The organism is Burkholderia sp. SRS-25 (genome assembly GCF_004343765.1).
Classification (GTDB): Bacteria; Pseudomonadota; Gammaproteobacteria; order Burkholderiales; family Burkholderiaceae; genus Burkholderia; species Burkholderia contaminans.
Window position 1 is genome coordinate 15,352 of the sequence record NZ_PTXM01000008.1, and the last position, 25,153, is coordinate 40,504.

At 62.0% G+C, this 25,153-nt stretch carries 24 protein-coding genes and 1 pseudogene; 13 read left to right on the forward strand and 12 right to left on the reverse strand.

The features are described from left to right. Position 1: 1 nt before the first annotated feature. Positions 2–349: a carboxymuconolactone decarboxylase family protein gene (locus C5O79_RS11955; protein WP_122474089.1), complete on the reverse strand. Its 348-nt coding sequence runs from the start codon at positions 347–349 to the stop codon at positions 2–4. Between the two features lie 211 nt (positions 350–560). Between C5O79_RS11955 and C5O79_RS11960 the strand changes: the two genes are divergently transcribed. From C5O79_RS11960 to C5O79_RS11985, 6 genes are all read left to right on the forward strand, one after another. Continuing rightward, positions 561–959 (forward strand): hypothetical protein, encoded by a 399-nt coding sequence (locus tag C5O79_RS11960; protein ID WP_131931387.1) that lies wholly within the window; start codon positions 561–563, stop codon positions 957–959. A gap of 365 nt (positions 960–1,324) precedes the next feature. After that, positions 1,325–3,094, forward strand: a complete 1,770-nt coding sequence (gene acsA / locus C5O79_RS11965) for an acetate--CoA ligase (protein ID WP_122474091.1) — start codon at positions 1,325–1,327, stop codon at positions 3,092–3,094. Further along, positions 3,091–4,113 (forward strand): pyruvate dehydrogenase (acetyl-transferring) E1 component subunit alpha, encoded by a 1,023-nt coding sequence (gene pdhA / locus C5O79_RS11970; protein WP_122474092.1) that lies wholly within the window; start codon positions 3,091–3,093, stop codon positions 4,111–4,113. The genes acsA and pdhA overlap by 4 nt, the downstream gene beginning before the upstream one ends. Beyond that, the gene (locus tag C5O79_RS11975; protein ID WP_122474093.1) at positions 4,110–5,084 is read left to right on the forward strand and encodes a pyruvate dehydrogenase complex E1 component subunit beta; all 975 of its coding nucleotides are present in this window, start codon (positions 4,110–4,112) and stop codon (positions 5,082–5,084) included. Before pdhA ends, C5O79_RS11975 begins: the two co-directional genes overlap by 4 nt. 26 nt (positions 5,085–5,110) lie before the next feature. Then, positions 5,111–6,250, forward strand: a complete 1,140-nt coding sequence (locus C5O79_RS11980) for a dihydrolipoamide acetyltransferase family protein (RefSeq protein ID WP_122474094.1) — start codon at positions 5,111–5,113, stop codon at positions 6,248–6,250. Continuing rightward, positions 6,247–6,507, forward strand: a complete 261-nt coding sequence (locus C5O79_RS11985) for an acyl carrier protein (protein ID WP_122474095.1) — start codon at positions 6,247–6,249, stop codon at positions 6,505–6,507. Before C5O79_RS11980 ends, C5O79_RS11985 begins: the two co-directional genes overlap by 4 nt. A gap of 69 nt (positions 6,508–6,576) precedes the next feature. Here C5O79_RS11985 and C5O79_RS11990 read toward each other — a convergent pair whose 3' ends face one another. Together C5O79_RS11990 and C5O79_RS11995 are read right to left on the reverse strand one after the other, a co-directional pair. After that, a complete protein-coding gene (locus C5O79_RS11990; protein WP_122474096.1) occupies positions 6,577–7,092 on the reverse strand; it encodes an NAD(P)H-dependent oxidoreductase in 516 nt (171 codons plus the stop codon). Positions 7,093–7,298: 206 nt separating this feature from the next. After that, a complete protein-coding gene (locus C5O79_RS11995) occupies positions 7,299–7,841 on the reverse strand; it encodes an Hsp20/alpha crystallin family protein (RefSeq protein WP_122474097.1) in 543 nt (180 codons plus the stop codon). A gap of 215 nt (positions 7,842–8,056) precedes the next feature. On the opposite strand from C5O79_RS11995, the gene groL reads away from it, so the two are divergent. Further along, positions 8,057–9,691 carry a chaperonin GroEL gene (gene groL, locus C5O79_RS12000; protein ID WP_131931389.1) on the forward strand — a complete coding sequence of 545 codons (1,635 nt, stop codon included), beginning with the start codon at positions 8,057–8,059 and terminating at the stop codon, positions 9,689–9,691. A gap of 72 nt (positions 9,692–9,763) precedes the next feature. On the opposite strand, the pseudogene C5O79_RS12005 reads toward groL, so the two are convergent. The 3 genes and pseudogenes from C5O79_RS12005 to C5O79_RS12015 form a co-directional block, all read right to left on the reverse strand. Beyond that, positions 9,764–10,411, reverse strand: a pseudogene (locus tag C5O79_RS12005) (BON domain-containing protein). Between the two features lie 207 nt (positions 10,412–10,618). Continuing rightward, a complete protein-coding gene (gene polX, locus C5O79_RS12010; RefSeq protein ID WP_122474099.1) occupies positions 10,619–12,364 on the reverse strand; it encodes a DNA polymerase/3'-5' exonuclease PolX in 1,746 nt (581 codons plus the stop codon). 99 nt (positions 12,365–12,463) lie between these two features. Further along, positions 12,464–12,958, reverse strand: a complete 495-nt coding sequence (locus C5O79_RS12015; protein ID WP_131931391.1) for a hypothetical protein — start codon at positions 12,956–12,958, stop codon at positions 12,464–12,466. Positions 12,959–13,524: 566 nt separating this feature from the next. On the opposite strand from C5O79_RS12015, the gene C5O79_RS12020 reads away from it, so the two are divergent. Beyond that, positions 13,525–14,541, forward strand: a complete 1,017-nt coding sequence (locus C5O79_RS12020; protein WP_122474101.1) for a Crp/Fnr family transcriptional regulator — start codon at positions 13,525–13,527, stop codon at positions 14,539–14,541. Between the two features lie 18 nt (positions 14,542–14,559). On the opposite strand, the gene C5O79_RS12025 is transcribed toward C5O79_RS12020, so the two are convergent. Then, entirely contained in the window at positions 14,560–14,964 is a 405-nt protein-coding gene (locus C5O79_RS12025) for a hypothetical protein (RefSeq protein WP_236862297.1), read from the reverse strand. A gap of 68 nt (positions 14,965–15,032) precedes the next feature. Between C5O79_RS12025 and C5O79_RS12030 the strand changes: the two genes are divergently transcribed. From C5O79_RS12030 to C5O79_RS12050, 5 genes are all read left to right on the forward strand, one after another. Continuing rightward, positions 15,033–16,565 (forward strand): PAS domain S-box protein, encoded by a 1,533-nt coding sequence (locus C5O79_RS12030; protein WP_122474102.1) that lies wholly within the window; start codon positions 15,033–15,035, stop codon positions 16,563–16,565. A gap of 546 nt (positions 16,566–17,111) precedes the next feature. Continuing rightward, positions 17,112–17,462, forward strand: coding sequence for a hypothetical protein (locus C5O79_RS12035; protein WP_122474103.1), 351 nt, complete (start codon positions 17,112–17,114; stop codon positions 17,460–17,462). 85 nt (positions 17,463–17,547) lie between these two features. After that, positions 17,548–17,919 (forward strand): HPF/RaiA family ribosome-associated protein, encoded by a 372-nt coding sequence (locus C5O79_RS12040; RefSeq protein ID WP_122474104.1) that lies wholly within the window; start codon positions 17,548–17,550, stop codon positions 17,917–17,919. Positions 17,920–18,299: 380 nt separating this feature from the next. Then, the gene (locus C5O79_RS12045) at positions 18,300–18,878 is read left to right on the forward strand and encodes a YSC84-related protein (RefSeq protein WP_122474105.1); all 579 of its coding nucleotides are present in this window, start codon (positions 18,300–18,302) and stop codon (positions 18,876–18,878) included. 520 nt (positions 18,879–19,398) lie between these two features. Continuing rightward, positions 19,399–20,043 (forward strand): response regulator transcription factor, encoded by a 645-nt coding sequence (locus C5O79_RS12050; protein ID WP_240687908.1) that lies wholly within the window; start codon positions 19,399–19,401, stop codon positions 20,041–20,043. A gap of 182 nt (positions 20,044–20,225) precedes the next feature. On the opposite strand, the gene C5O79_RS12055 is transcribed toward C5O79_RS12050, so the two are convergent. From C5O79_RS12055 to C5O79_RS12075, 5 genes are all read right to left on the reverse strand, one after another. Further along, positions 20,226–20,429, reverse strand: a complete 204-nt coding sequence (locus tag C5O79_RS12055; protein WP_122474556.1) for a cold-shock protein — start codon at positions 20,427–20,429, stop codon at positions 20,226–20,228. A 256-nt stretch (positions 20,430–20,685) separates the two neighbouring features. Next, positions 20,686–22,002, reverse strand: a complete 1,317-nt coding sequence (locus C5O79_RS12060) for an erythromycin esterase family protein (RefSeq protein ID WP_122474106.1) — start codon at positions 22,000–22,002, stop codon at positions 20,686–20,688. Between the two features lie 91 nt (positions 22,003–22,093). Beyond that, positions 22,094–22,807, reverse strand: a complete 714-nt coding sequence (locus tag C5O79_RS12065; protein ID WP_122474107.1) for a phosphoribosyltransferase — start codon at positions 22,805–22,807, stop codon at positions 22,094–22,096. A gap of 96 nt (positions 22,808–22,903) precedes the next feature. Beyond that, positions 22,904–23,557, reverse strand: a complete 654-nt coding sequence (locus C5O79_RS12070) for an alpha/beta family hydrolase (RefSeq protein WP_122474108.1) — start codon at positions 23,555–23,557, stop codon at positions 22,904–22,906. Positions 23,558–24,004: 447 nt separating this feature from the next. Continuing rightward, a protein-coding gene (locus tag C5O79_RS12075; protein WP_122474109.1) for an IS3 family transposase occupies positions 24,005–25,125 on the reverse strand; the annotation gives its coding sequence in 2 pieces (ribosomal slippage) (positions 24,005–24,867 and positions 24,867–25,125; 1,122 coding nt in all). Positions 25,126–25,153: the final 28 nt, after the last annotated feature.

Here is a 25,153-nt window from a genome sequence, read left to right on the forward strand (position 1 = left end):
CTCAGACCGACAGTTCGTCGAATGCGATCAGCGCATGCGCCGCATACATCATCGACGGGCCGCCGCCCATGTAAACGGCGACCCCGGCGACCTCCTCTACTTCCCCGCGCGTCGCCTTCAACTTGACCAGCGATTGCATATGGAAGCCGATACAGTCGTCGCATCGGCACGATATCGCGATACCCAACGCGATCAGCTCGCGGGTCTTCTTCGTCAGCGCGCCGTCCTTGGTGCCCGCTGCGCCCAACGCGCCGAACGCGGACATGAGTTCCGGTTGCGATTGCCGAAGCCTGCGCATCTGCTCGGCGACTTCCGCGGTTCTTTCACGATAGCGCAGTGAATCCGACATGGCTGGGCAACTCCGAAATGGGGAATCGAGCCTGCGCACCGCGCGTCGACACTGCGCACGCAATGATTGCACCGTGCGTCCGGCAGCACCGTAATCTCCGGCACCGATATCCATGATATTGCCGGTCACCGACAGAACCTTGATCTGAGGCAAGGGAACTGCCGTGCGTCATGCGTACGGTTGAACACGTGCAAACGGCTTGGAGAATGTCATGTCCAGAGCAAAAAGGTTCACCGTTACCTGCCTGATCGGTATCGCGATCGCAATGACGGCCGGTTTGGCCGATGCGCAGCCGAGGCAACCCGCTCGCGGTCCAGCCATGGAGCCGGGAGGGTTGATTTACGGCAGTCAACTGATGACGCCGGCCGAGCGGAATGAATACCGTTCCCGCATGCTCGCCGCGGCATCGGACGCCGAACGCGAGAAGATCCGTAACGAACATCATGCCGAGATGCAGAAACGTGCAAAGGCGCGCGGCGTCAAGCTGCCGGACGTGCCTCCGATGCGAGGCATGCATCGTGGGCAAGGCATGGGCATGGGCATGGGCATGGGGCCAAGCTACATGCATGGCCAGCCCGGCGCGCCCGCGAGTGGCGCTGCCGGACAGTAGTCGCGCGGTTCGGCGTAGCGGGATAGGCAGCGGCAGCAGCGGCTGTATGAGTTGGGCTACACCCGTGTACGCCGGGGCGCATCGCGTCATCTGGATCTGTCGATGACAAGCCCTGCCAGTTCCCGATCCGGAGCGTTCGGCGCGATGGCGGGGCGGCGTTTCCTCAATCCGTATCTCAACAGTTTCATCCGGGTCGCGATTGCTTCGCGGCGCATGGCCGTCAGGCTCGATGTTCGTCTGCGGCCACGCCCAGTTATCGGACATGCACGCACGGACACACAAGGATACGATGTTGATTCATGTCAACGGGAGCGCCACGGCCGCTGCGTAAATTGAAATCGTCCCACTGACTGGCTGATGTCCGAATGAACGTGCCTGCGATCATCGCCAAAACAACCGCCGACTTGCGTGTCGCGCCGAATCTTCTCGACTACGACGACGAGCGGCGCCGCTTTTCGTGGGCAGACGCCGCTCGGGAACTCGCCGTCGAGCCAGCCGGCTGCATGAACATCGGGTGGCTGGCATCCGATCGCCATTGCAATGGCCCTAGTCGAGACAGGATTGCCCTGCGATTTCTTGGACGCAATGCCGTACCCCGCAACGTCAGCTACGCGGAACTTGCGACGCTCACCAATCGCTTCTGCAACGTACTGCGCAGCCTGGGCGTGGGTAAAGGCGACCGCCTGTTCATCGTGACCGGTCGGATTCCCGAAATGTACGTCGGCATGCTTGGCGCGCTCAAGAACGGCACTGTTGTATCACCGCTGTTTTCCGCATTCGGGCCAGAACCCATCGTGACGCGAGTCAACCTTGGTGCGGGAACCGTGCTGCTGACAACGGATACCCTCTACGCGCGCAAGATCGCGACATGGCGCGAGCGCATGCCGCAACTGAAGCACGTGCTCCTGGTCTCGGACGAGCCGGGCGTCGCGACGGCCATACCCGGTACGCACAATCTCGCGACGCTGCTGGCTGATGCGGCGGACACATGCCACCACCAAGCGACGTCGCCCGACGACATGGCTCTGCTGCACTTCACGAGCGGCACCACGGGCACTCCGAAGGGGGCGATCCACGTGCACGCGGCGGCAATCACGCACTGGATCACCGGGCGCTATGCGCTCGACCTGCATGCCGATGACATCTACTGGTGCACGGCCGATCCTGGTTGGGTCACGGGCACGTCGTACGGGGTAATCGCGCCGCTGTTGCACGGCGTCACATCCATCGTCGACCGGGAAGAATTCGACGCCGAGCGATGGTACGACATTCTCGAGGACGAACGCGTCACGGTCTGGTACACCGCCCCGACCGCCGTTCGCATGCTGATGCGTGCCGGTGCCGAGATCGCGACGGAGCATGCGTTCGAGCAACTGCGATTCGTCGCCAGTGTGGGCGAGCCATTGAACCCGGAAGCCGTATGGTGGGGCAAGCAGGTGTTGGGCTTGCCGATCCACGACAACTGGTGGCAAACGGAAACCGGGGGAATCATGATTGCAAACACCCCGGCGTTTGACATCAAGCCCGGTTCAATGGGCAGGCCCCTGCCCGGCGTCGATGCGGCCATCGTGCGACGCGATGCGGATGGCAGCGTGCAGTTCGTCGAAGAACCTGGCATTGAGGGCGAACTCGCGCTCAAACGCGGCTGGCCATCGATGTTCCGTGGCTACCTAAACGAAGACGCGCGCTACCGGAAGTGCTTCGCCGGCGAATGGTATTTGACCGGCGATCTGGCTAGACGCGACGCCGACGGCTATTACTGGTTCGTCGGGCGCACCGACGACGTCATCAAGTCGGCCGGCCACTTGATCGGCCCGTTCGAAGTGGAAAGCGTGCTGATGACGCACCCGGCGGTGGCAGAAGCTGCCGTGATCGGAAAACCGGATCCGGTCGCGGGCGAGTCGATCAAGGCGTTCGTCGCGCTGAACCGGGGCCACCGCCCAGACGACGCATTGAGGACGGCGCTGCTGGCCCACGCACGTGCGCGGCTCGGCGCGGCGATCGCCCCCAAGGAGATCGCGTTCGTCGGACAGCTCCCGCACACGCGCAGCGGCAAGATCATGCGCCGGCTGCTGAAAGCCCGCGACCTGGGACTGGCCGAAGGTGATACATCGACACTGGAGACCGGGGCATGACACCACTCGATCATCCTCCGCCACCACCGCCGGCCGGGCCGGTGCCTTATCCCGCCGACCTTGCGCTAACGCTGCTTCGCGACATGCTGCGCGTGCGCCGCCTCGAAGAGAAATGCGCCGAACTATACGGAGCCGGCAAGATTCGCGGATTTCTGCACCTGTATATCGGTGAGGAAGCCTCGGGAATCGGCGCATTACATGCGCTCACGACTGACGACAACGTCGTCGCGACCTACCGCGAGCATGCGCATGCGCTCGTGCGTGGCATGGACATGGGTGTGTTGATGGCCGAAATGTTCGGCAAGCGTGAAGGCTGCGCGCGCGGCCGAGGTGGTTCGATGCACCTGTTCGACCGTAACATCCGATTATTCGGCGGAAACGCCATCGTCGGCGGCGGCCTGCCGCTGGCGGTCGGCCTCGCGCTCGCCGGGAAAATGCAAAAAAGCCGAGGCGTTACCGCTTGCTTCTTCGGCGATGGCGCGATCGCCGAAGGCGCGTTTCATGAATCGCTGAATCTCGCGGCGCTCTGGAAGCTACCGGTGCTGTTCGTCTGCGAGAACAACCTGTATGCGATGGGCACGGCCATCGAACGCAGCGAATCGCAAACGGATCCGTGCACGAAGGCCGCGTCGTACGGGATGCGGACAAGTTCGGCCGACGGCATGGACGTCGTGGCGGTTCACGAAGCCGCGAAGGCCGCTGTCGATTACGTGAGAAGTGGCGCCGGACCGATGTTCGTCGAGCTTCGCACATATCGATATCGCGCGCATTCGATGTACGACGCCGAACTGTATCGCTCCAAAGCGGAAGTCGACGCATGGAAGCGCCGCGGACCGATCCATACGTTCACGGAACGGCTCAAGGCGGAAGGCAAGCTCACCGAAGACGCGTTCGTTGCACTCGACGCCGGCGTCGATGCGGAAGTCGGCCGCGCGGTCGAGTTCGCCGAAGCCGGTACGTGGGAACCGGTCGAGGATCTCATGCATGACGTGTACACGACGACGGGAGATCCGCCATGAGCCGCCGGATCAGCTATCGAGACGCATTGCGCGAGGCATTGCACGAAGCGCTGTCGAACGATCCGCGCGTTTTCCTGATGGGCGAGGATGTCGGGCGTTACGGCGGGAGCTATGCCGTGTCGATGGGGCTGCTCGATGCATTTGGCGCTGAGCGGGTCCGTGACACGCCGCTGTCTGAGCTCGCATTCACGGGCGCGGGGATAGGCGCCGCGCTGGGTGGCATGCGGCCAATCGTGGAAATCATGACGGTCAACTTCAGCCTGCTGGCGCTCGACCAGATCGTCAACACCGCCGCACTCTACCACCATATGTCGGGCGGTCAGTTCTCGGTACCGCTGGTCGTGCGCATGGCAACGGGCGCCGGTCGCCAGGTTGCGGCTCAGCATTCACACAGCTTCGAGGGATGGTATGCAGGGATTCCGGGCATCAAGGTGCTCGCACCTGCCACCATCGACGATGCGCGCCATATGCTTGCGCCCGCCTTGGCCGATCCCGATCCGGTGATGATCTTCGAACACGCAGGGCTCTATAACATGGAAGGCGAACTGACGGACGTCGAGGGCGTCGACATACGAACCGCAAAGGTCCGCCGTGAAGGGGCCGACGTCGCGATCCTTGCATACGGCGGCTCGCTGCCAAAGGCGCTCGCGGCTGCCGATGCACTCGCCGGCGAACACATCTCGGCCGAGGTGGTCGACTTGCGCGTACTGCGTCCGCTCGACGACACGACGATCATCGCGTCGGTAACCAAGTGCCGACGCGTGGTCGTCGTCGACGAATGCTGGCGCAGCGCGAGTGTCGCCGCGGAGATCGTCGCGCGCATCGGCGAGCAGGCATTCTATGAACTCGACGCACCAATGACGCGCGTATGTGCGCAGGACGTCCCGATTCCATACGCTCGGCACATGGAAGACGCAGCGTTGCCTCAAGTCGACAGGATAGTGACCGCAGTGAAACAATTGTTTTCGTGATTGCTGATACGCCGGGAGGAGAAAGCATGATCGAATTCACATTGCCGTCGATGGGCGCCGACATGGACGAGGGGACGCTGCTCGAATGGAAGGTCAAGCCGGGCGACGTCGTCCGAAAGGGCCAGGTGGTCGCGATCGTCGATACGAGCAAGGCGGCCGTGGACGTCGAGAGCTGGCACGAGGGGACGGTCTACGAACTGCTCATCGGTCCGCACGAGAAAATCCCGGTCGGCACGCCGATGGCAATATTGCTCGAACCCGGCGAAGCGCCGCCAGCGACGAAACATCCCGATCGACCGACGCGACCGGCCACGTCACCCGGCGCGGCGGCGCGCGGCCGGGTCTCGCCGGCCGCGCGCAAACTTGCGCAGCAGCACGGAATCGATCTCGATGCTGTAACGGGTACCGGCCCGGGGAGTGCGGTGACACTCGCCGATGTCGAACGGTCGATCGCCGCACAGCCGGGGCCGGCAACAGCGCCCCTAACCGCCGTGCCGCTTCCCGGAATGAGACAGGTGATCGCCGCCGCGATGGAGCGATCGAAACGCGAAATCCCGCACTATTACGTGTCAGAGACGATTCCGCTCGAAAGGGCATTGGCCTGGCTGGCCAACGAGAACGAGAAGCGTTCGATCGTCGACCGACTACTTCCTGCAGCCCTTCTTCTCAAGGCTGTTGCCGTCACGCTCCGCAGATTCCCGGACCTCAACGGCTTCTATCGTCAGGGCATCTTCGAGCCCGCGAGCAGCGTGCATCTCGGTGTCGCGATCTCGTTGCGCCAGGGCGGACTGATTGCGCCGGCGCTGCTCGACGCCGACACCAAGACGCTGTCCCAACTGATGCGCGAATTGCTCGACCTAACCCGGAGATGCCGCGCCGGATCGTTGCGAAGTTCGGAACTGTCTCTATCGACCATTACAGTGACGAACCTCGGCGATCGGGGCGCCACCGAAGTGTTCGGCATTATCTATCCGCCTCAAGTCGCGCTCGTGGGATTCGGGCGGATCGTCGAACACCCGTGGGTCGACGGCGGCGCACTCAGGATCATGCCGGCGACGACCGCCAGTGTCTCTGCTGACCATCGCGTATCCGACGGCCATCGCGGCGCACTGTTTCTCGTCGAATTGAGCGAGTTGCTGCAGCATCCCGAGGAGCTGAATCGATGAGCGACATGGACATTCTTCCCGTCGTACTGGACACGCTGAAGTCGATCGCGCCGGAAGTCGACGCGTCGACGCTGCGTTCGGATCGCCCGCTGCGGGTGCAGGTTGATCTCGATTCGATGGACTGGCTCAATTTCCTGACCGGGCTTCATGTGCGCCTGGGTGTCGATATCCCGGAACGCGATTACGGCCGTCTGGTCATGCTCGACGATATCGTTAACTATCTCGCGGCTACACGCGCGCACCGATCGTTACGTTGAGCGTCGTTCAGGGCACCCGGCGGCGCCGATGGTGACCTTCCAAGGATAGGACAACAACGCTGACGCGCATCAGCGCGTGGCGGTCAACGCGATCGACGCTGCCAGCTTGCGCGTGGCCCGCTCGGCAAACGCCGTCAGAATCGGACTGGCCTGACCGTGCAGCGTTTCGCGTGGCGTAACGTGGCATTCGGCCAGCGGCGATTTGCGCGCGAGCATCCGCATTTGCTCCAACGCCGATTCCGCACCGCGTTGCGCGAAACTGCAGAAGCATGCAACCCGTGGCAAGCGCCGCCAATTTGCTTCGAGATAGGCCCTCACCGGCGACGAGACGCAACCCGCCCAGACCGGAGAACCGATCACCACGAGGTCGTACGCGGACAGATCTCGTTTCGACCTGACGATATCCGCCGGCTTCCGGTTGACTGCCTCGACGAGCGAGCGTAGATAGCCGAACGGGCCCGAGCGCCCCTGCTTCACGACGATTTCCTCGATGTCGGCGTCGAGCATTGCCACCAGTGCGGACGCGGCCCGGCGGGTCGTGCCGGTTCGCGAATAGAACACGACTAGTACCTTTCCGGAATTCATGCGCCCTCCTTTCTCCGCGCTAGCCGCGGCAGTGCGTGCGTTGCCCGAATTCAAGCGTCGGATCGTGATTCACGGGCGCAAGCGCATGCGAGCCGTGAGCGCCAGGTGTCGGCATCCCCGGCCATGATCGGGCAACGCAATACGAAACGGAAACCACCGACACGGACATCCGCCGACTCACGTCGACGGATGCCTGCCGGTAGAGATCACTTTGCCTTCACCTCGATCTTCTTCTCGGCCTTGCAGGCTTCCGGCGTCTTCGGCAGCGTGACCCTCAGTACGCCTTTCTGGAACGACGCCTCGACCTTGCTTCTGTCGACGCCGTCCGGCATGTGGAAGTAGCGCTCGAACGAGCCGAAGCGGCGCTCGTGGACGTAGTAGTCCTTATGCTGCTCCTCTTTTTCTTGCTGCTTTTCGCCGCGGATCGACAGGCCACCGTTCGCAAGCTTGACTTCGATGTCCTTCTCATCCATGCCAGGCAAGTCGGCAGTGATCTCGTATGACTTGTCGGTCTCTGCGAAGTCGACTGCGGGTTCGGCGCTCCATTCGTGGTCGCGGCGCCAGAATGGTTGAAGATTGAAAATCGGTTGCCGCGCTGACGGTACGCCCGTGCTGCGATTGAAATCGTCGAACAGACGGTCCATCTCTCGCCGTAACGATTCGATCGGATGCCAGTACGGCGCCATCAGCGAATGCTCGGAACTCTCCTGCGGCTTCTTGACCGGCAGTTTGGTAGACGACTCTTTCATGGCACGCCTCCTTCTCGAAAGTGACGCAGTCATTCTCGATCGGTGAGGACCGCGGCAATTGATGGAGATCAACGCTGAAGATCGAAAGACCGAAGGCTCCGGTAAGACTACTCGGCTGTACATGTCGCTTTGCACTGATTGACCCATGTCAAGCGGCGCGACGCGCCGGCAGGTGGAATGTCGATATCGGTGGCCCGTCGTAGAGGAGGCGTATCGTGCCCGCAAAATCGCTTGTCTTTCATCAAGATGCTCGCCAACGCCTGCTCAAAGGCGTCAATGCGATGGCCGAGGCAGTCAAGATCACGCTCGGCCCCGGCGGGCGCAACGTGATCGTCGAGCAGGCTGGGGCAGCGCCACTTGTCGCGAACTCGGGCGTCGTCGTCGCCGGCTCTGTCGATCTGCCCGACCCGTTCGAGGAGATGGCCGCACGGTTACTGCGTGAAGTGGCGACTCGCACGAGCGAAGTGGCCGGCGACGGCACGACCACTGCCACTACCCTGGCACAGGCGATCGTTGCCGAAGGGATCAAGTGTGTCACTGCCGGGTACGATCCGATGGCGCTCAAGCGTGCTATCGAAGCGGCCGGCCGCGACGTGGTCGCCGAGTTGCACCGCGTGTCGAAACCTTGCGCAAGCGCCGAAGAAATGCGCCAGATTGCGACGATTTCCGCAAGTGGCGACGGCACGATTGGCTCGCTCGTGGCTCAGGCCGTCGAGCGTGTGGGCAGGGACGGCGCGATCAGCATCGAGGACGGTACGAAGCTCGACGACGAACTTGAGACTGTGGATGGTTCGTTGATCGACCGTGGCTTTCTGTCCCCGCTGTTCGTCGATTCGGAAAGTCATCGCATCGTCCTCGACGAGCCGCGTATCTTGCTCTGCGATATGAACATCAGCGCGATCGCACAACTGCTGCCCGTGCTCGAGGCGCTCAGCAGCACCGGTAAGCCGCTTCTCGTCGTCGCGAACGAAGTTGAAGGCGAAGCGCTCGCGACCCTCGTCGTCAATCACTTGCGCGGCACGCTGAAATCTTGTGCGATCCGCTCGCCGGGATTCGGAGAGGCTCGCACCGAGCAACTTGCCGACCTTGCCGCGCTGACCGGCGCGACGGTCATTTCCGCTCAGGCGGGCCGCACGCTCGAGCGTACGACACTGGACGATCTCGGCGCCGCGCGTCGTGTAGAGATTACACGCGAAACCACGACTGTGATCGCCGGGCACGGTGAACGCAAGCGCATTGACGACCGCGTCCGGGTGCTTCGTGAGCGCATCGCCGTGACACCGGCCGGGTACGAGCGCGACACCCTGACGCGCCGTCTGACGAAACTCGCGGGTGGCGTCGCGGTCATTCGTGTCGGCGCTGCGACGGAAACCGCACTGCGCGAGCGCAAGAACCGCTTCGAGGATGCATTGCACGCGACACGCGCTGCGATGGAGGAAGGTATCGTGCCCGGTGGCGGTGTCGCCCTGCTGCGTGCGCGGCGTACCCTCGAAAGCAGTGGTGCTGAGTTGACGGATGCGCAGCGCATCGGCGCGCGCATCGTGCACGACGCACTGGCGTCGCCACTGCGTCAGATTGCCGAGAATGCCGGGGCGGACGCACAGGCGGTGGTGCATGCGGTAGATGCCGGAAGTGGGTCGTTCGGCTACGATGCTGCGACGGCGACCTATGGAGACATGATCACAGCCGGAATTGTCGACCCCGTCAAGGTTGCCCGCTCAGCGCTACAGAACGCAATTTCGGTCGCGTCGCTGCTGCTCACAACCGATTGCATGATCGTACGTCGCCCGCGCGCTGCCCTGTCACCGGATGCCGCAGGCGCGCGAAACTGGAACGACGAACTCGGCTGAAAGCAGCGCTGACGCAACGGCACTCGAGTTGGCGCCGCTGCATAACATATCCGGTATCCAGCATCCGCCAGGTCAGACAACCTTTAAGTGGTCGACCACTTCCCGGACGCCTTTGACGGACCATGCTGCGCCATACGCGGCGCGCTTTTCGGCCATCGAATCGACCGTGCCGATCAGCGTGACGACGCCGTCGGCCACCTCGACGGACATCGCCGCACATCGTCGCTGCGCGCGGCGGGCGAGCGCATCGGCAATCTCGGCGCAGATGTCCGGCGCCGTATGGGTCGCGCGCACCCGGATGCGGTTCGCGACGCCGACAACACCGGCCATCCGGCTGACCAGCGTCTCCGCCGCGTGGCGCTGGCAACCCCACTCCACCTCGCCATCGAGCGTCACACGACCATGGTCGACCTCCACACGGATCGCCTGGTCCTGCAATGCTTCCTGCCAGTCGAGCGCGGACATGATCCTGGCTGCCAGTTCCGCGTCCGGGCAAGCTGGAGCCTCCGCATCGATTTCCAGCTCGACCACCAGCGCGCGCACGCCGCCTACGCGCTGGACCGCTTTTTGCGCCGCGAACTTCTGTGCCTAGCTCGGAACGATACCCAGCAGCGTGACGGTACCATCGTGCACGGTGACGTCGATCCTGCGCGCGTCGACAGTCGGGTCCAGAAACAATTCCTGTTCAATATCGCTTTTGAGCGTCGCGTCTGATTTCACGTCGATCTCCCTGTCATATCCACGTTTCAATGGGCTGATGCATCGTCGAAGTGCTACGCCACCTTGTGAACGCGGCGGCCCGATGAGACGACAATGCGTCCGGTCCGGGATTCCTCGTTGCCGGGCGGCGTGACAGTGCCGTCGTTCCCATTTATCGAATGCAATCTTTGCGGGGCAATCCCGACGATAAAGAACGGAGCGTTCGCTTCAGCGCTGCACCGATGCATTCATCGTGCGCGCCAGCAGTGGACGAATCCGTGCGAGCGTGCGGGTGTTAAGGACGTCAGCCCGGGTTAGCCAACCGCGCCGCGCCTGCGCGACGCCAAGATCCAGGCAACCGAAGTCGTCTGTTCGATGCGCATCGGAGTCGATCGACACCAGTACGCCTTCGTGCGCGGCCAGTCGGCACGCAACGTCGGACAGGTCCAGCCGCTGCGGCTGTGCATTGAGCTCGACGAAGCACCCGCGCATGCGCGCATGCTCGATGACGCGCGACAGGTCGATATCATAGGCATCCCGCTCTTCAAGCAGGCGGCCGATCGGATGCGCGAGGATCGAAAAGCAAGGATGGTCCATCGCGCGCAGCACACGCTCGGTCTGCGCCGCGTGCGACAGGCCGAAATGACCATGAACGGCGCCGACGACCAGGTCGAGCCGGCCAAGGACCGCGTCGGGAAGGTCGAGGCTGCCGTCCTTGAGGATGTCCACTTCGACGCCCTTCAACAGCACAAAGTCGGTGAGCGACGCATTGAGCCGGTCGATCTCGTCGATCTGCCTGATCAGGCGCTCGCTGTCAAGACCGTGTGCGACGCCCAGCGATTGCGAATGATCGGTGATTGCCAGGTATTCGAGCCCGCATGCCGCGGCCGCCTCGGCCATCGCACTCAGACCGTCACGGCCATCGGACGCATTCGTGTGCGCATGCAGGTCGCCGCGCAAATGCACGCGTTCGACTAGCACGGGCAGGCAGTCTTCCCGCGATGCCTCGATCTCGCCTTGGTTCTCGCGCAACACCGGCGGTATCCAGTGCAATCCGATCGATGCGTATACCGACTCCTCGGTTTCCCCGGCGACGCGTTCATTGCCGCGGTACACCCCGTACTCGTTGATCTTCAGTCCACACGCCTGGGCAATGCGCCTCAGTGCAATGTTGTGCGACTTCGACCCGGTGAAGTACACGAGGGCCGCACCGCGTGATTCGGGTTCGACGACCCGCAGATCGACCTGAATGCCACAACGCAGAACGATGCTCGACCGTGACGGACCGCTTGACAGCACGCGAGTCGCTTCGTCGTAGCGCACGAACGCCGCCGTGACCGGTGCCGCGTCGCGAGCTGTGACGAGAATGTCCAGATCCCCGACCGTTTCCCTGTATCGGCGATAGCTACCGGCCGCTAGTGCGTCTCTCACACCGGGCACGGCGCGCAGGCAGGCGAGCAGCGGTGTCAGGTATTGACGCGCGAACGGCTGAAGATACCGTCTCGGCGCGCGCGGCAGCCGTGCAGCCACCGCGGCCCGGATATGCGCTTCCGTCTCGGGGCCGAACCCCGGCACCTCGTGTATTTGCCCGCTTGTCGCGGCCCGATCGAGTTGCTCGAGCGTTTCGATGTGTAGCGCGTCGTGCAGCGCCTTCACACGCTTTGGGCCAAGACCCGGCACATCGAGCAACTCGAGCATCGCAGGCGGAAGCGCGCGACGAAGCAGTTGCTGCAGTTCACACGTTCCCGTCGATACGATCTCGCGCAACTTCACGGCAAGATCGGCACCGATCGTCGGAATCGCATCCAGGTCATCAACGTGCACAACCATGGTGGCGATATCGCGGCCGTAATCGGCCACCGTGCGCGCAGCATTGCGATAGGCGCGCACTCGAAACGGATTGGCGCCCTGGATGGCGAGCAAGTCGGCAATCTCCGAGAAGATCTCGGCACAGTCGGCATTGTGGATCGGCATATTTCTGATCCTTGCTGCGCTCGGTGAACAGGTTAGCGACCGCCGCACCGAAGTTCGATCGTGGTTTCTTGACGGCCTTGCCGCACCAATCGCGGAATATCAGTGCGCGGCCGCACCAGCCCGGTTACCGCTGGCCTTCCCCATGCCGCCATCCGGCCGGATGGACTCGAAGGTTGCTCGTTCGAGTTCCGTCATCCAGTTCTGCCACGGTGCATTCTGCGCCCCCGCCCCGACCAGTCTCTGCCAGTCTTGAAGTCCGGCTGCCTGCCAATCGCGAAGGCAGTCGATCACCGCATTCATGCATTCGCGCTGCGCGCGTACCGACCACATTGCGGTGTCCAGCCAGATCGCCGAACTCGCCTGTGCGTACGCAGTCAACGACTGTTGCCACGTGTCACTAAATGCGCGCCAGTCATGTCCCTCCGCGAGGGCGGCTTGCAGCCGATGTGTCGCATCCCGATCCCGATCTATCCGTCGTTGCTGCAGCGCATGCCACTCGTTGCGCAAGTCCTGTCCACGCGCCAGCATGCGAAGGGTTGCATCACACGCTGCCCAGCGACTGGCGGACGGCTTCGCCATGCTTTCTTCACTCATCGTGGTGTTCTCCAAATCAATGAAAGGAAAATCCCGACCAGGCGACTGAAACCAGTCGTCTCAGGATACGGCTCAAGTACGCAATGAGGCAACGTGTTGCTCGGTACGTTGATACTTGTCAAACTTGTCATCCAGTTGCGCCATTTCTTGAAGCTTCTCGCGACCCCAGTGGAGCGAGCCGATTTCTCCGCGCGTCGGGAAGAAATGTCGACGCACGCAGCGCATTGGTACACGAGAACACGAGTGAACGACTCAGCTGGCAGAGGGCACAACTGCGCTGCCTGGGGGAAACAGCTCGAGCAACTTCACGCGTGCACCGGACTCGGTCGGGATCCGACCGCCACGTAAAGTGCGTGGCTGGAGGTCAACCGACGATTTTTCGTTCCGGCGCGCAGGCTCACAGGGGCGGCTACGTACCTGATCGCCGGCCCCGAATGGGGGCTACGTCCAACCGCCAGGATTTCTTCCGTGGCGGTACGGATTGGCGCTGCATTTGTGCTATAAATGGGCGCCGGATTCGATCCCCTGTTCCTTTTCCGCAAGGCATTCGTCGCAGGCCAAACATCGTGCACGACTGGTACGCATTATTCGACGACGTAAAGAGGCTCGGCAGTTTCCACAGCGATGCGCAGCTCGCGGAGGCGCTCGCTCTGACCCGGTCGCAGATATCGGCATGGCGCACGGGAAAGAGCGACCTCGGAACGTTGGCCAAGTTGCGCATCCTCGATGCGCTCGGGCAAGACGACGTCAGGTCCGCAGTGCTCAGCCTCTTTCCGGAACGAAACCGCGAGGCGCTGATACGCCAGCACCTCGACCTCGTCGCCCGTGTAAACAATGGCACGCTGTCGCTTCCCGCCGATTCCTGCACCCCGCCGCAAAACGGCCTTGCGTTCGCCGGCAACCGGTTATTGGGCGCGCTTTCGGACAGCGAACTCGACCGGCTTGCGCCGCACCTCGTGCCAGTGGAACTGGTGCTTGGGCAGGTCGTGCACAAGCAGGGCGAGATCCTGAGCCATGTCTATCTCCCCACGACGGCGGCTTGCGTCATTTTCCACAGCACGAAGGCAGGCGCACCGCTTGGCCTTGCGATGGTGGGCAACGACGGTCTCGTCGGATTGCCCGGCTGCATTGGCGAACCGCGTGCTGCGAATCGCGTGATCGTGCAGGGTGCAGGCCATGCGTATCGCCTCGACGTTGACGTGGCAAAACGCGAGTTCCTGCGCGCAGGGATGTTCCAGCAACTGCTGCTGCGCTATACGCAGGCGCTGCTCGCCCAAATGTCTCAGATCGCTGTGTGTACCCATCATCACTCGCCGCGCGAGCAGCTGTGCCGATGGCTCCTCCAGACCCTGGATCGCATGGATTCGGACGAACTCCAGGTGAGCCGCAAGGTCTTTCCGGATGTGCTTGGCACCGACGGAGCACTTGCGGTCGACGCATTGAGGAAACTTGAAGCCGATGGCGCGCTTCGCTATCGCCCTGGCCAGATCAGGATCCTCGACCGCTCCGCCATCGAGCACCATGCGTGCGAGTGCCATCGCGTATTGAAGCGGGATTACGCGCGCTTGTTCGACATCACGTGACGCGACGCGTGACGTGCATCATGCTTCGGACACTTCCATTCCGTCGGTCGGGCGACGCGAAAACACGACGTCGATGATCTGCTTCAGCCTGGACAGGCACTGCTGGGCCTCGTCGGGAGAATTGAGTTCCAGCGCCTCCAGTACGTTCACGATTCCGGCCAGAAACGCGTCGCCGACTGCCACCTCCCTTCCGCAAGTCCGCAAATAGAGGGCATGACCGTACAGTGCGCGAATGAACTCGACCTGCTTGGCCGCAAACGTTTCATCGTCCTGCGCGTCGACATCGAACCGTTCGTTCTCGTGCCGCTGCAATGCGACGGGTAGCCGAAAAGTCATATTCATACCGCAGGCCTCGAAAGAGAAGAAACCGACGACTGGAGTGCGTATTACACCCTCCTGCGCCATTGAAACATTGACGTGCATCGCCGGCCGCTATTTTTCTTCCGGGATGAACCGGGCGTCAAGTATATTTGACACTCCGACAATCGTGGATGCCGAATAGCGATGCCATGGATGTGTTGACTGCCACGAGTGTGATCTTCCTGATCTGGAGCTGGGTCTGGCTTTTCCGCAAGGCGCAGCGTCTCGCCCTATCGGAACGTCTGACGAAAGCCGCCGCAAATAGGACGGTCGATGCGATTCTCGCCATCGACAAGCGGGATCGTATCGTCCTGTTCAACGCTGCGGCCGAACGCCTGTTCGGACGGGCAGCTCCATCCGTGATGGGCGTCGATATTGCGACGCTGATGCCCGAATATCGTTCTGCCTGCCGCAGTCATGTGGGCCCGGGGCTCGAGGAAGCCAGCCTGGCCACACGCAACGGCCCAGGGATGAACGCGCTGCATGCAGATGGCACGGCGTTTTATGTCGATGCATCGGTGTCGAAGGCCGTCGTCGGCCGACAAGCGTTTCGCGCGATCATCGTGCGGGACGTCAGTGAACCACGACGCATGCACGACGCGGCGCGTGACAGCGAAGCGCGCTACCGCGCCTGCGTCGAGCTCAGCCCCGTCGCAACATGGTTAAGCCGCGACGAGACGATCGTCTGCGTCAATCCGGCCTGCCTCGCACTATTCGGCGCGACCGACCCGGCAGAGGTGCTTGGGCGCCCGTCGTCCGACTGGCTCGACCCCGAAGGTTGCAAAGGGGTGCGCCAGCAGCTCGTAAGGCGATTGCATGCGCTGGGATCGGCGGCCAGACCGACGAGCGGCAAGTTGACCCGGCTCGACGGAAAGACGCGGGATGTCGAAGTCACGGCGATCGCGTTCGACCATGCACGCCCTGCGTCGATCCTGGTCACTTTGCGGGATGTCACGCTGCGCAATACGACGGAGCGGGAACTGCGTGAGTCGAGGCATGCGCTGCGTGAATTGGCCCGGACGTTGCAGATCGCGCGCGAGGTCGAGCGAACGAATCTTGCCCGCCAGTTGCACGAAGAACTCGCGCAACAGCTCAACGCCATCAAGATGGAAATGACCGCGCTGAATTCCCGCCACGATTTTCACCCGGAACATGCCGCTCCCAAGCACACGAGCGACGGTAGGATCGACACGCAGTTGGATGAACTCATCGATCTCGTGCGCCGCATCTCGGCCGACCTCCGGCCGCCGATGCTCGACGATCTGGGCCTCTCGGCGACCCTCGAATGGCTCGCACAGGATCTGCACGTCCGATATGGCCTGAGGATTCGTACTGACTTGTGCGAGACCGGCGTCGATACCGCCGCCGCCGCCGTCCTGTACCGAATTGCACGGGATGCCCTCGAGCGCGCACGAGTGCGCGCGCCGGAATCGCGCATTTCGCTGCAGTTGCTGGAATCCGGCGGCTTCGTCAGGTTATCGGTACGTGAGGACGACTTCGTCGACGACGATCTCGCCAACGGGATGCCGCCTGCAACGCTGTTCGCCATCCGCGAGCACGTTGCGCTAGTGGGCGGCGATGCGGAATGGAAAGCGCTTCGGAACGGTGGCCAGGAACTCATCGTCCATCTGTCATTGCTAGGCCGACAACGCGTGAGCGCGTGACCGTGAGTATCAAGCTGGTGGTTATCGATACCTCACGATCGTAGGGATTTTCGACGGCGTGAATACGCCTTCCCTGCATGCGAGCACTCCATGTCTATAGTGTGCGGCCGGTCTCGACGTCCGGATCGACGCACGAAAGATATATTCGTGCACCGCCCCAACGATCGGCTCGCCCCGAATCATCATCCGGCATACCGAAACACACCCTGCAACCGCGTCCGTAAACAATTCGCCGCGCGGCCATACCAACGGCATTCACGAACGTGCCGCATCACTTCCCCACGGACAGGGCAAGCCATTCGTCGTTGCACAACTCACGGACATCCTTGCCGTCACCGGGCAGATCAACCTGCCCGAATGATACGACGCTCCCCGAGCTGGCGACGCCGCCCTAGCGGTCTCCCCCGACAAGCTTCCGATCGATCGCCGCCACCAACTCCAGAGACCACCCGTTGATGCGTGTCAACCGGTGTACGCCGCCGATGCTTACGCTGGAAATGTGGCCCACTTCATTTCGATGCAGCATTTTCCGGCAGGGAGACAATCGTGCAGATCGGACATCATTACTTTCCCGAACTTCGGCATGCAACGGTGCCGACCTACTTCGTCTCCTATGTGTTTCCCTTGCTGCTGGGCGGCTATGAAGCCTACCGGATCGGCTACTGGGTGAGCAGGCATGGCTGGCATTTCGCGCAACTGCCGCAGGCTGGCTACGAGTTCACGCTGATGTTGATCGTCTTTGCGCTGCAGGTGATTCTCGATGGGGTGTTCTTCGTCACGGCATGGGCCGGCCGGCATCCGGACATCGAGCACCGGCTCGCGAACCTGACGCTCGGCGTCCTGTGCTCGACGCTGGTGATTGCATTCGACATCGCACTGCAAGTCGCAGCTTTCTGAATCGCCATCATCGGCACGGCGATGAGCTGACGGGCCGACGGGTTCCCTCATAGAGGGCATTCGACCATTATCGACGGATCAAACGATGAAGCCACCTTTTGAACTGGTCTTTCAAGGCGTGTCGCACTCGGATGCACTCGAGGCAGCGGTGGCGCGGCATATATCCAAGCTCGACCGAGTCCGGCAGGACATCACGCGTTGCCGGATCGAAGTCGAGCTCGACGAGAAACACCACCAGCAGGGAAAACCGTTCAATGTCCGGATCAGGATCATAGCTCCCGGACATGAACTGGTGTCCAGCAAGGAGCACCACGAGGACGTGTACGCCGCACTTCGCAATGCGTTCGGAAACGTCACACGAATGCTGGAGGACTCCGCACGCAAGCGGCGAGGGCGCGGCAAGCAGCACGACGGACGCACCGCCGGCCTCGCGGCACGAGTCGATGCAGTGAAATAGCACGCGCTTTCGGCAGTGCGCCGTCATTGCCGGACCCGGACGACCAAACCGCGTCACACTTAATCCAGATCAACGCGATTCACACGTCGACGTCCAGACTTTAATCAAGCGCCACGTTTTCGTGCATTCAAGCGGTCCCTGCAGCGGCCAGTTACGGGAACGCGCATTTGCCCGCTATACGGTTTGCCCATGCGCCCGCGTGGGTGGAACACGCGCTACGCCACGCCGGACGCAGGCGCGTAGCGAAGTCGTCGTGTCCTCTACATCCGAATGGCCGTGCAACGCGCGCACCGACCGGTGCCTGCAACCGTGTCGCGGAGACTTTCCCATCGGGAGTCCGATCGCGGAACGTGGCGCCCTTCTTCACTCAGGAGTTCAACATGTCGGTCAGAAAAACGCTCTCCGTTATCGCACTCGCCGCCGCTGCGTCTACCGCATCCGTCGCGCTTGCGCAGCAAGATGCTGCGGAACCTCAGACGACCGCCGCATTACTGCAGCAAACCGACACCGATGCGAACGTCGCGCTGGACAGGTTGTATTCCCGAGCACCCGAAGCCCGTGAGCTGATTGCCAATGCGAAGGGCGTGCTGGTGCTCCCCGACGTGCGCGCCGGTGGCGCAGTTCTCGGTACTGAATACGGACGTGGCGTCCTGCGCGTGCCGGGCGCTCCCAACAGCTACTACAACATGCGAACCGCTTCCGTCGGCGCGCAGCTCGGTTTCGAATCGAAGAGTGTAGTGCTCGTATTCCTCACACAGAATGCCCTCGACCGCTTCCGCAACAGCAAGGGCTGGACGGTTGGCGTAGACGGCTCCGTCGCATTCCTCAAGTACGGCAAGAGCGGGCAGCTCGACACCAACACTGGCCGTCATGCGATCGTTGGCTTCGTCGAAACAAAGCAGGGTCTGATGTTCGATCTGTCGCTCAAGGGAACGCACTTCACGAAAGCACCCGTGTAAATACCCAGCACGTTGCCCGATCGGCTGCCCGCCGGTCGGACAGCGCGCACCCGTGTGCACGATGAAGACGTTGCACGCGATGTACCCCTCACGGCGAACGCTCACATTGCAATCCAGAACCCGACGTGTACCCGCCCGGACCAGCCGACCGATACTGTCAGCCTAACGTGTGTAGTCAGGCATGACCGGAAGTACATCCTCGTTTGCCGGCATATGAACGCCGATTCATAGACGCTTCCTGCGAATAGCACCGTGTCAGGAACACGTCAACTTGCTCGCCTACAATTATCTGTCGGCACATTGTGTCGCGAAACAATGCGTTCGCGCGCAGTCGATTCCATAAGGCGCCGGTGGCTCAGGCTACCCGACAATACTGGCAGCCTGACCTCGCCAGTCAGCTTCGTTTTCAACAATCGGGGAATACGGAAAAATGCCGTGTGCCACTACGGCACGAGGGCGCGCGAGCACATCACCTCGATCTGCTCGCACGCAGCCGACGCACGCGGGAATGCTGCGAGGTATGAAAATGAAAAAAGTGCTTCTCGTGGAGCGACATGCAATCACACGTGACGGAATTCGACACATCCTGGAGTCGACGCGCGACTATATCGTCGGATGTGAACTGTCCGACGGCGACGCGCTCATATCGACAGCGGAGAACGAGACATTCGATGCGGCAATTCTCGACATTGTGAGCCTGGGTTCGGGATACCTGGAATTGATTCGGCAGCTTGCCGAACACGTTCCGTCAATCAGGATACTGGCGCTGTCCGGCCGAGCCGAACCAACGCGCGCCAAGGCCACGTTCACAGCCGGCGCGAGCGGCTTCATCTCGAAGGACAGTACCAGTATCGAACTGCTACAGGCCACTCGCTCAATACTTCAGGGCCACAAGTACATGAGCACGCAGATTGCCGAGCGCATGGTCCGCACGATCGATATCCCGCCCGATGCCCCGCTGCATTCACGACTCACTGATCGCGAGGCCGAAGTCCTGAGGCATCTTGCGTCGGGTGACGGCATCGCCGAAATCGGCCGGGAGATGGGACTCAGCCCGAAGACCATCAGTACGTACAAGGCCCGTCTATTCGACAAACTCGAATTGAGAAGCGACGCCGCGCTGATTCGATACGCTGTAGCCTATCAGATCATCGAACCCGACTGATCGACCAAAAATTCGGGGCATCTATCCGGGCGTACCTTCAATTGACATCGCTTGACCTCCGCCTGGTATGCGACGTCTCCGCGCGGCGGTGCATCGAGACACGATGTGTTCGTTGCCGCTCATCATCGCGCCTTCTTGCCTCCGCAACATCGGCGATCGCACAAGACCTGTCGCACGCGATCTCAGATTGGTGTCACGTCCGCCGCCTGCTTGCCCTTCGGACCGCTGCGCACTTCGTACCGAACACGTTGCTGATCCTGCAGCGACTTGAATCCTGACACGTTGACTTCGGAAAAATGGACGAATATTTCTTCGCTCCCGTCATCTGGCGTGATGAATCCGAAGCCCCTTGCATCGTTGAACCATTTCACCGTTCCCGTGTTCATTTCCACCTCGTTCATCAAGAAAAAAAGCGCGCCGACTTGGTCGGCGCCCGGCCTGCTGTCGCTAGCATCGATTGCCTGTTCATGTTGGCGCGGCTACACCGCTTCGCTGCTGACCTGGATCAAGAGCGGAGTGCGAAGCGCAACGGCCGCGTATCGCATCGCTCGTGGCAAGGGGGAACCGCCGGCGAACACGGGCGCATCGACCAGCGGTGCCTCGACGGTTCCTCGTTAGCCGGCCGCATGACGTACTTCCACACTAGAGCGTCTCGGCGCTCCTCTCACGGTTATGCCAACCGGCCGCCGGCTCAAGCGGTTCAACCGCGCTGGTTTCGTCGAGATGAAAAATCGCGTCGAACTGTGAGGCGATCTCGGCTTCAAAATAGTGACTCTGCCGCTCCGTTCCTGGCAGGTACAACACGCCAATCGCGCGCTCCAGGAAGGGTTCATCGAGCGTGCGCGACAGGTCGTTCTGCATCGGCAAGAAGAATCGGTCGTAGCCTGTGGTGTGGAAGAGATGTTCCCAGCTGTCGCGCAATGCCGGACGCACCCACTTCTGCTCGACCTCGCTGTCCCAATGCGACGCCGCTGACACATGCCCCGTGTACGTCGTGAAACCGACCAGCAATGCCCGATGATGGGCATGCTCACGTACGATCTGGCCGAGATTCCACTCCCCGCGAAGCCGCGATTCCGTTGCGCGCGCATCACCAAGATGCGAATTGTGTGCCCAGACGACAACCTTGCCGCTGCCACCGCGGCGCACGCGGTAGCGGTTCAGCGCAAATAACGTGCTGGCCATGTGGGCATCGCGCAGATTCCACGTGTTCAACCGGCTACCGAACATTCCGCGGTAGTAGGCTTCCGCGTTGACGACGACCTGCGCATTCTGCTCGGCGAAGAACTGCGCGTCGAGTGCGGTGATGCCGTCGCGGGCGAGATACTCGAATTGGTCGGCACGCAACTGAAGAAGCTGCTGCACGGCTCCAGCCTGAGCGGCAGGCCTGGCACCGTACGCCGCAGCATAGCCATAGGCTTGCGGCTCCCGCACATGGTCCAGTGCCGCGTAGCGCTCGCGCGCCAACGCGGCCTCTGACGGGTCCACTCGCTCAAGATAGCGAATCACGGCGTCCGCGGATCGGTAAAGGCTGTAGAGGTCGAGGCCGTAGACACCCACCCTGTTTTTCCGCGGCCGCGTTGCGTTGATCCCGCGCAACGCAGCAATGAAATCGAGCACTTCCCGATTGCGCCACATCCAGACGGGGAAACGCTCGAAGTCATCGAGTGCGGAAGAGGCATCGTCGGTCCCGTCGCCCTGCACGAAACGATCAATTCGCCATGCGTCGGGCCAGTCACCTTCAATGGCGACGGTGTCGAATCCTTGCTCTTGGATCAGCCGCAAAGTGATTTCCGCGCGCATGCGGTAGAACTCGGCCGTACCGTGAGTTGCCTCGCCCAGCAGAACCAGGTCACGCCCGCGCGCCATCTCGAGAAGCGCATCGTAGTCGGTACTGCTACCGCTCATGCGCTGCCCGAGCGCGCGGACGGCGAGGAATGGTGTTTTGGGCGGATGCATGATGCGCTCCCTCCATGCGGAATACGGATGCGTCGCGTCGGACGGACTGATGTCACGTTCGGGTCGTGCGGCACGTCGGCGGAAGCGCCGATCAAGGCGTGCCGTCACCTGGCACTACGGCACGCACGCGGTCGTCATCGCCGCTCGTGGTATCTCGTTGCCAGTCCTGAGCGGCGGCGAGGCAGGCCCGCACCTCTTCGTCGCTCGTCTGCGGGAAGTCCGCGTAGAACTGGCTAATGCCCATGAACCAGTCGGGCTGCATCACGTAGATGAAGTCGTCCGCGATGAACGCAAAGCGGGTCTCGGCGCCAGCCGGGCACACCGGCACTGCGACGACAATCCGCTTCGGATGCCGCTTGCGCAGTGCGTTGAGGCACACTTGCATCGTCGATCCGGTTGCCATGCCGTCATCCACGACTATGACGGTCTTCCCTTCTACTGCAGCCGGCGGCCGCCGCCCTCGGTACGCCGACTCGCGGCGTTGAAGCTCGACGCGTTCGTGCGCGATGGCATCTAGAATCTGCTGCTCGGTTACAGGAATGGCACGTATCACGGACTCGTTCAGATAGAGTGCACCGCCCGTCGCAATCGCCCCGATCGCAAGCTCCGGATTATGCGGCGCGCCGAGCTTGCGCACGACGAGCACGTCGAGTGGGCAACGCAAAATCCGCGCCACTTCGTAGCCAACCGGCACGCCCCCGCGCGGCAGCGCCAGCACCACAACGTCACCACGTCCGCGATAGCGCTCCAGCACGGTGGCAAGTTGCCTGCCCGCATCTGCGCGATTACGAAAAATGTCACTCATGGTCGATGCCCAGTAAGCGATATACCGCCCGTCCTCGCGTTGCGGGGACGTTCGAGGTGAAAACTTGCGTGTACGCGGTACGACAAGGCCACACGCTCAGGATGACGAAGTTATGAGCCAGCGCGAGAACCAGTCAACAGCAAGGCGCGTCACTTCGTCGAGTGTTCCGGGCTCCTCGAACAGATGCGTCGCGCCCGCCACGATTGCCACCTGATGCTCGCAGGTCAGTTGCCCGGCTGCCTTGCGATTCAGACGAATCACCTCCGTATCGAGCTCGCCAACGATCAGCAATGTAGGCGCGCAGACTGACGGAAGCGCCGTCCGCGCAAGGTCCGGACGCCCACCCCGCGATACGATGGCGCCCACTCTACTCGCCCCCGCAGCCGCGACAAGCGCTGCCGCAGCGCCGGTGCTTGCACCGACCAGGCCCATCCGGAGCGGCCCTACATCGGACCTTTGCGTCAGCCAGATGAGGGTTGCTTCCAGTCGACGTGCCAGCAGTGCGATATTGAAACGGTACGTTGCGTCGACCTCGTCGTGCCGCTGCTCGTCGAGCGTCAGTAGATCGAACAGCAGCGTTGAAAAACCTGCTTGCTGTAGCCCTGCGGCCACTTTCCTGTTGCGCGGGCTGAAGCGGCTGCTGCCACTGCCGTGCACGAACACAACAACTGCACGGGCGTCATTGGGAATCCCCAGAATCCCCCCAAGCGTGACATAGTCAACGGGAATCTCTACCTCCAGCGTCAGCATCCGTCCCTCCTGACGTCATCATGGTCCGCAACGGTACCGCCCACGCAACCGCGGACATGCGACATGTCATGTCGTAGCGTCGTGCACGATGGCCACGGCTCTTGTTCGAATCATCGTGCCTGTCGGGCGGTCGCGATTGACATCGATCAAGTGATCACTGGCCTCGCTTCGATCATTCAAGAGCTCGAGACGATGCGACCTGCCCCCTGCAAACAGAGCCTGAAGCAGGCAAACGATTGACTGGAAATTGCCGACCCGGCCTGACGTAGCGGGCCAAGGTCAACACCGAGCAGTCCATGGATGTCGATTTGCCCTAGACCGCAACCCGGTTTAGAACGAGCGTCGGGGCCAAGCGCTTGATGCTGATGAACTAAGAAGCATCTGGAGTGCAGCGCCTAGGTGACCTGCCCCCTTCAATAGGGCCAATGGGCTTCTAGCAAAGTCCCTTTAAACCAACTCCTGGAATGCGGCAGGAGCATCCACGGTTGCCCGATGTTTCGCCGCAAACTCTGACGGCGCAAGGTAGTTCAGTGCGCTGTGCGACCTTTGCTCGTTGTAGTCCTGACGCCATGCAGCGACGACGGCCCGAGCGTGGGCGAGCGTCTTGAACCAGTGCTCGTTAAGGCATTCGTCGCGGAACTTGCCGTTGAACGATTCAATGTACGCATTCTGCGTTGGCTTGCCCGCCTGAATCAACTTCAGAGTGACGCCGTTCGCATACGCCCACTGGTCAAGCGCGCGGCTCGTAAATTCGGGGCCCTGGTCTGTTCGCACCGCCTTGGGATAGCCACGGAAGCGAGCTGCACGGTCCAATGCCCGAGCGACATACAAACCGGAGATGCCATGGTCGACGACGATGTCGACAGCCTCTTTCGTGAAGTCGTCGACGACGGTCAGGCACTTCACGCGTCGGCCGTTGGCAAGCGCGTCCATCACGAAATCGATTGACCACACCTCGTTGGGTGCGCCCGGCAATGCCAGTTGCTCGCGCTCAATCATTACGCCGTGGCGCCTGCGACGGCGTCGCACAGCCAACCCTGCCTCACGGTACAGGCGATAGATGCGCTTGTGATTGGCGTGTGTGCCTTCGCGTTCCATCAGGGCGTGCAGTCGCCGGTAGCCGAATCGACGACGTTCGTGCGCCAACTCCACCAGACGCGCCGCTAGCACCTCATTCTCGTGGTCCGGCTTCGCGTCGTAATGCAGCACGCTGCGAGAAAGCCCGACAAGCCGGCAAGCGCGGCGCTCAGAGATGTTGACCCTCTCCCGAATCGCCGACACTGCTTCGCGTTTGGCTTGCGGGCTCAGGGCTTTCCCTTGACCACGACCTTCAACGCTTCCATATCGAGCATTGCTTCGGCCAGCAGTTTCTTCAGCCGGGCATTCTCCACCTCGAGGTCCTTGAGCCGGCGGGCTTCCGAGACTTCCATGCCGCCAAACTTCGCACGCCAGGTGTAGAACGACGCATCACTGACCCCGTGCTTCCTGCACAGTTCCTTGACCGGCATACCGACCTCGGCTTCCTTCAGAAACCCGATGATTTGCTGTTCCGTAAAGCGCTTCTTCATGTTCGTCTTCTTCTCCGAAAACGAACTT

Coding starts and splice junctions, on each gene's coding strand:
- C5O79_RS12050 (WP_240687908.1), top strand. CDS start 19,399: ATGAAAATGAAAAAAGTGCTTCTCGTGGAGCGACATGCAATCACACGT.
- C5O79_RS12045 (WP_122474105.1), top strand. CDS start 18,300: ATGTCGGTCAGAAAAACGCTCTCCGTTATCGCACTCGCCGCCGCTGCG.
- C5O79_RS11990 (WP_122474096.1), bottom strand. CDS start 7,092: ATGAATTCCGGAAAGGTACTAGTCGTGTTCTATTCGCGAACCGGCACG.
- C5O79_RS11980 (WP_122474094.1), top strand. CDS start 5,111: ATGATCGAATTCACATTGCCGTCGATGGGCGCCGACATGGACGAGGGG.
- C5O79_RS11985 (WP_122474095.1), top strand. CDS start 6,247: ATGAGCGACATGGACATTCTTCCCGTCGTACTGGACACGCTGAAGTCG.
- polX (WP_122474099.1), bottom strand. CDS start 12,364: ATGCCGATCCACAATGCCGACTGTGCCGAGATCTTCTCGGAGATTGCC.
- C5O79_RS12015 (WP_131931391.1), bottom strand. CDS start 12,958: ATGAGTGAAGAAAGCATGGCGAAGCCGTCCGCCAGTCGCTGGGCAGCG.
- C5O79_RS12060 (WP_122474106.1), bottom strand. CDS start 22,002: ATGCATCCGCCCAAAACACCATTCCTCGCCGTCCGCGCGCTCGGGCAG.
- C5O79_RS11995 (WP_122474097.1), bottom strand. CDS start 7,841: ATGAAAGAGTCGTCTACCAAACTGCCGGTCAAGAAGCCGCAGGAGAGT.
- acsA (WP_122474091.1), top strand. CDS start 1,325: ATGAACGTGCCTGCGATCATCGCCAAAACAACCGCCGACTTGCGTGTC.
- C5O79_RS12040 (WP_122474104.1), top strand. CDS start 17,548: ATGAAGCCACCTTTTGAACTGGTCTTTCAAGGCGTGTCGCACTCGGAT.
- C5O79_RS12065 (WP_122474107.1), bottom strand. CDS start 22,807: ATGAGTGACATTTTTCGTAATCGCGCAGATGCGGGCAGGCAACTTGCC.
- C5O79_RS12025 (WP_236862297.1), bottom strand. CDS start 14,964: ATGCACGTCAATGTTTCAATGGCGCAGGAGGGTGTAATACGCACTCCA.
- C5O79_RS12070 (WP_122474108.1), bottom strand. CDS start 23,557: ATGCTGACGCTGGAGGTAGAGATTCCCGTTGACTATGTCACGCTTGGG.
- C5O79_RS12055 (WP_122474556.1), bottom strand. CDS start 20,429: ATGAACACGGGAACGGTGAAATGGTTCAACGATGCAAGGGGCTTCGGA.
- C5O79_RS12030 (WP_122474102.1), top strand. CDS start 15,033: ATGCCGAATAGCGATGCCATGGATGTGTTGACTGCCACGAGTGTGATC.
- C5O79_RS11960 (WP_131931387.1), top strand. CDS start 561: ATGTCCAGAGCAAAAAGGTTCACCGTTACCTGCCTGATCGGTATCGCG.
- pdhA (WP_122474092.1), top strand. CDS start 3,091: ATGACACCACTCGATCATCCTCCGCCACCACCGCCGGCCGGGCCGGTG.
- C5O79_RS11955 (WP_122474089.1), bottom strand. CDS start 349: ATGTCGGATTCACTGCGCTATCGTGAAAGAACCGCGGAAGTCGCCGAG.
- C5O79_RS11975 (WP_122474093.1), top strand. CDS start 4,110: ATGAGCCGCCGGATCAGCTATCGAGACGCATTGCGCGAGGCATTGCAC.